Source organism: Streptomyces sp. NPDC057654 (assembly GCF_042800135.1).
Classification (GTDB): Bacteria; Actinomycetota; Actinomycetes; order Streptomycetales; family Streptomycetaceae; genus Streptomyces.
Genome location: NZ_JBHVHQ010000630.1, coordinates 1 through 5,060, shown reverse-complemented (window position 1 = coordinate 5,060; position 5,060 = coordinate 1). Strand labels below are relative to the sequence as shown.

The 5,060-nt window shown below is 71.3% G+C and carries 4 protein-coding genes; 2 read left to right on the top strand and 2 right to left on the bottom strand.

Going from position 1 to position 5,060, the window contains the following annotated elements:
- A partial coding sequence (gene proP / locus ACFU99_RS32335; RefSeq protein WP_384398806.1) for a glycine betaine/L-proline transporter ProP occupies positions 1-1,483 on the bottom strand: 1,483 nt, incomplete at its 3' end.
- A 365-nt stretch (positions 1,484-1,848) separates the two neighbouring features.
- Here proP and ACFU99_RS32330 point away from each other — a divergent pair.
- Complete coding sequence (locus ACFU99_RS32330) at positions 1,849-2,874, top strand: cation diffusion facilitator family transporter (protein ID WP_384398804.1); 1,026 nt, start codon at positions 1,849-1,851, stop codon at positions 2,872-2,874.
- A 28-nt stretch (positions 2,875-2,902) separates the two neighbouring features.
- On the opposite strand, the gene ACFU99_RS32325 is transcribed toward ACFU99_RS32330, so the two are convergent.
- Entirely contained in the window at positions 2,903-4,153 is a 1,251-nt protein-coding gene (locus ACFU99_RS32325) for a metallophosphoesterase (protein ID WP_384398802.1), read from the bottom strand.
- Positions 4,154-4,508: 355 nt separating this feature from the next.
- Here ACFU99_RS32325 and ACFU99_RS32320 point away from each other — a divergent pair.
- Positions 4,509-5,060, top strand: a 552-nt coding sequence (locus ACFU99_RS32320; protein WP_384398800.1) for a phosphatase PAP2 family protein, incomplete at its 3' end; no start/stop codon positions are given.

Here is a 5,060-nt window from a genome sequence, read left to right as displayed (position 1 = left end):
GTTTGATCCAGATGTCCCGCGCCCGGCGGCCGGCCTCCGTGCGGCTGTCGGCGACCAGCGCCTGGGCCTGTTCGGGGGTCTCGACCATCGGTCCCGAGCCGCGCAGCGGTTTGCCGGCCGTCTCGTGCAGGAAGAAGGCGGCGATGAAGCCGATGACGCCCGCGACCATCAGGTAGTAGGCGGGCACCATCTTGTCGCCGGTGGCCTGGACGAGTCCCGAGGCGAACAGCGGCGTCGTGCCGCCGAACAGGGAGACGGAGATGTTGAAGGCGATGGACAGGGCCCCGTAGCGCAGCCGGGTGGGGAAGAGCGCGGGGAGCGTCGAGGCGGAGGTGCCGGCGAAGCAGACGAGGAGCAGCCCCAGGATCAGGCAGCCGAAGGCGGGCAGGAGGATGCCGCCCTCTTTGATGAGGGCCACCGCGGGGATCGCGAGCACGACGAGCGCGATGCTGCCGGCCATGAAGACGGGCCGGCGGCCCCAGCGGTCGGAGGTGCGGCCCACGGTGGTGATGGTCAGCACCACCACGATCATGGTGCCGAGCACCAGCAGCTGGGCGGTGAGGTCGTCCTCGCCGAGCGTCTCGGTCATGAAGGTCGGCAGGTACGAGGTCACCATGTAGTTGGTGACGTTGTAGAGCAGCACCAGGCCCATGCAGATGAGGACCGCCTGCCAGTGCCGGGTGAAGATCTCCTTCAGCCGGCCGTGGCCGGACTGGCGGGCCTCGTCGACCGGGTCGCCCTCGGCGTTCTCACCGCTCTCGGCCTCGGCCTCGGCCTGTTCGGCCTCCTTCTGGAACGCCGGGGTCTCCTCCAGCCGCAGCCGCATATAGAGGCCGATCAGCCCGAGCGGCCCGGCGACCAGGAACGGCAGCCGCCAGCCCCAGTCGGTCATGCCGTCGGAGCCGAGCACGGCCGTGAGGATGGTGACCAGGCCGGAGCCGAGCGAGTAGCCGACGAAGGTGCCGAAGTCGAGCCAGCTGCCGAGGAAGCCTCGGCGTTTGTCGGGCGCGTACTCGGCGATGTAGGTGGTGGCTCCGGCGTACTCGCCGCCGGTGGAGAAACCTTGCACCAGGCGGCAGACGAGCAGCAGGATCGGGGCCGCGAAGCCGATGGCGCTGTAGCTGGGCAGGAAGCCGACGGCGAAGGTGCTGATCGCCATCATGATCATGGTGGCGGCGAGCACGCGCTTGCGGCCGATGCGGTCGCCGAGCGGTCCGAAGACCAGTCCGCCGAGCGGCCGGACCAGGAAGGCCGCGGCGAAGGTGGCGAAGGTGGAGACCACCTGGGTGCCCGGCTCGCTGGCCGGGAAGAACACCTTGCCCAGCGTGCCCGCCAGATAGGCGTAGACGCCGAAGTCGAACCATTCCATGGTGTTGCCGAGGGCCGCCGCCGACACCGCGCGGCGCACCTGCGGTTTGTCGGTGACGGTCACGTCCTCGGCGCTCAGCGTGTTCTTCCCGCGGCGCAGCAGGATGCGGAGCATGCGGTCCGTGGCGGCGCTGCCGCCGCTGCTCTGCCTCTTGTCCCGCCTGGTCCTCGACGGGCTCGGTCGTCCAGTGTTCATACTCATCCCGTACGGAGGCGGACAGGGGCTAGATCATCATTTTGCGCCCCTACCCAGTCGCCCGCCGGGCAACCGGCGCCGCGTGTTCCCGCCTGACTGCCCGTCGGCTCGCCGCTCCGGGGCTGCCGTCGAGCGTTCCGACCGCCTCCCGCCATCCGCACGAAACCGCAGGTCAGAGCGGTGTTATCGATGATGACAACGGTCACCGGTGCAGCCTTTGCCGATCTGCGCGCGGTGCGCTTCACTGCGGGGGTCGGCAGCGTTGATGGGGAGGCGCAGGAGCGATGAGCGAGCACATCGAGCACGGCCACGATCACAGCCATGGACCGGGCGGGCACGCCGGGCATTCCCACGGGGTGTCGGCGGACGCCGACCGCCGCTGGCTGTTCGCCGCGCTCGCCCTGATCACCGCGTATATGGCGGTCGAGGTCCTGATCGGCATCGCGGCGGGCTCCCTCGCGCTGATCTCCGACGCGGCCCATATGCTCACCGACGCCGCGTCGATCGTGCTCGCCCTGGTCGCGATGCGGCTCGCGGCCCGGCCGGCCCGCGGCGGCTTCACCTACGGGCTCAAGCGCGCCGAGATCCTCTCCGCGCAGCTCAACGGCGTCACGCTGCTGCTGCTCGCCGCCTGGCTGACGTACGAGGCGGTGCGCCGGCTGATCGATCCGCCGAGCGTGGACGGCTCGCTCGTGCTCGTCACCGCGCTGGCCGGAATCGTCGTGAACATCGCGGCGGCCTGGTGCATCTCGCGGGCCAACCGCTCCTCGCTCAACGTCGAGGGCGCGTACCAGCACATCCTCAACGACCTGTTCGGCTTCATCGCCACCGCGGTCGCCGGTCTCGTTGTGCTGACCACCGGGTTCGCCCGTATCGACGCCGTCGTCACGCTGGTGGTGGTCGCGCTGATGGTGCGGGCCGGGTACGGGCTGGTGCGCGAGTCCGGGCGGATCTTCCTGGAGGCCGCGCCGGTGGACCTCGCGCCCGACGCCATAGGCGACCGGCTGGCCGCCAACCCGGCGGTGACCGAGGTCCACGATCTGCACGTCTGGACGATCACTTCCGGTCAGCCGGCGCTCTCGGCGCACGTTCTGGTCACCCCGGAGGGCGACTGCCACGCGGTGCGGCGCGACCTGGAGCACGTCCTGCGGCACGACTACAAGATCGGCCACACGACCCTCCAGGTCGACCACGCCCCGGCGCGCGTGCTGACCGTGGCCCGGCCCGGAGAGGCGGCCGCGGACCCTTCGCACACGCACTGCGAGGACCCGCACGGGCCGGTGCACCGGGCCGAGCCGCACGCGCACTGAGCGCCCGCCGGACGTCGGCCGCGAGCGGTCAGGCAGTCGGGGCGAGCAGGGGCGCGGAGCTGAAGCTGTGCGCCAGGCGGGCACGGGAGGCGGCGGTGTCGACGGTGTAGGAGTTCACCGTCAGCCGCTCCGCCGTGATCTTCGCGATCATGAATCCGTTGTGGGAGAAGTCCTGCCACTTGGCGGGCGTGCGGCCGTGGGCCCGGCCGTCCCCCGTCTTGCTCGCCGCACCGCACACGAGCTGCCGGGTGCCCCGGCTGCGCGCGGTCGGCTCCAGCACCTGGAGGGTGTGGTCGTGGCCGGAGAGGATCAGGTCGGCCCGGCCGCACACCACCTGCTCGTAGAGCTCCTTGAGGTGGACGCCGCTGGTGTAGTCGCCGATCACGAAGCCGTCGTAGGACCCGGCGTTGCCGTGGACGCCGTTGTTCAGATACGGGTGGTGGCCGAGAACCACCTTCCAGGCGGCGCGGGAGCGGGTCAGGGCCCCGTCCAGCCAGGCGCGCTGCTCGCGCATATAGGGGCCGTCCCACGTGAAGTAGGGGTCGGTCTGCATGACCGTCGAGGCGACGGGGTTGGTGTCCAGCGCGAAGAACTCCACCAGCGGCGCCCCGCAGCCGCCCGCCGGGATCGGTACGGAGTAGTAGCGGGCGGGCATGTACCAGCGGCGCGACGACGCGGCGTACGTCACCTCGCGGTCGCCGCGGGAGGGGTTGCCGCCGCTGCCCGGGATGATGCCGGAGCAGTCGTGGTTGCCCAGCACCATCAGCCAGGGGACGTCGATGCCCTCGTTGGGCCGCTCGAACTTGTCGGCGAACTCCGGGTCGTGGCCCGACTCCGGGCCGTTCTCGTAGATGTTGTCGCCGAGGCCGACGGCGAGGGCGACGCCCTCGGCCCGGCACACGTCGCGCGCCGCGGCGGCCACGGCGTACTGCGCGGCCTTGCCCGTGCCCGCGTCCCCGGTGATCAGCACCGAGAGCGAGCCGTCCGCGCCCACTCCGCCCGGGAGCGGGAACTTCTCCGGCGCGGCGGCCCGTGCGGGCGTTCTGGAGGCCAGGCCACCGACCGCGACGGCCGCCGCCGCGGAGGCCAGGAGCGTACGCCGCCGGAGGGCGGGGGCCGCGCCGGCGCCCTGGCCCGGAGCGGTCGCGGGTATGCCCCGGTCCGGCGCGGCCCGAGATATGGAGTGCGGCGCGGTCCCGGATTCCGGGGGCGTTTCGCGCTCGGCGGCCCACTGGGCCTCGGTCAGATCGGCTTGCGGAGGGATGTCGTCTGCACACATGGCCCTTGTTCTCCCACGCCCCGTGCGACGGTTGGTGGAAGAAGGGTGAACATGTGCGGCCGGGTTTCCCTACCGGAGGCGACGGACCGGGGGCGACGGACCGAGGTCGGAGCCCGGTCGGACCTGCGGCGACGGATCGGCGCCGGGACCCGGCCGAGCGGCGCGGACGCCGAGATTTATCATCTACAGTCTTGTAGACGCACGTATTCTCGGTCGCTTCACGGCTACTGGTACGCCTTGTGGGCAGCGCCTGGCGTTTCCCAGGGTCCCACGGTACGACGGCGGCTCACGACCACCGCAGCGGGGACGGTGTACCGCACCCCTGCGCCTGAACGATCCGGAGGCCCGTAATCCGATGACGCCCACCAGCACGACGTCGCTCGCCCTGGACGGGGCCGGCATCGACGGCGGTCTCTACACGAGCATCACGGACTTCGCCCGCGACACGCGGTGGCTGAACGGGCCCATGCTCACCTTCACCAGCATCGGCGTCGGGCTCTTCGCCCTCTTCATGCTGGTGGGCTGGTGGCTCGCCCGCAAGCAGGACGCGGCCGGCATGGCCACGGCGCTCGCGGCCCCCGTGGCCACGGTCATCGCCTACCTGGCCAACGCCACGATCAAGACGGTGTTCACCGAGCCGCGGCCCTGCCGGGCGCTGCCGCACGACTTCCTCATCGAGAAGTGCCCGGAGCTCAACGACTACGCGTTCCCGAGCAACCACACGACGGTCGTGGCCGCCGTGACCGTCGCGCTGTTCCTCGTCAACAAGCGGCTGGGCGCGCTGTCCGCCGTCGTCGCCGTGGTGATGGGCTTCTCGCGCGTCTACGTGGGCGCCCACTACCCGCATGACGTGCTGGTCGGCGCGGTGGTCGGGGGCGTCGTCGGGGCCGTCTGCACGCTGCTCGCG

Coding starts and splice junctions, on each gene's coding strand:
- ACFU99_RS32330 (WP_384398804.1), top strand. CDS start 1,849: ATGAGCGAGCACATCGAGCACGGCCACGATCACAGCCATGGACCGGGC.
- ACFU99_RS32325 (WP_384398802.1), bottom strand. CDS start 4,153: ATGTGTGCAGACGACATCCCTCCGCAAGCCGATCTGACCGAGGCCCAG.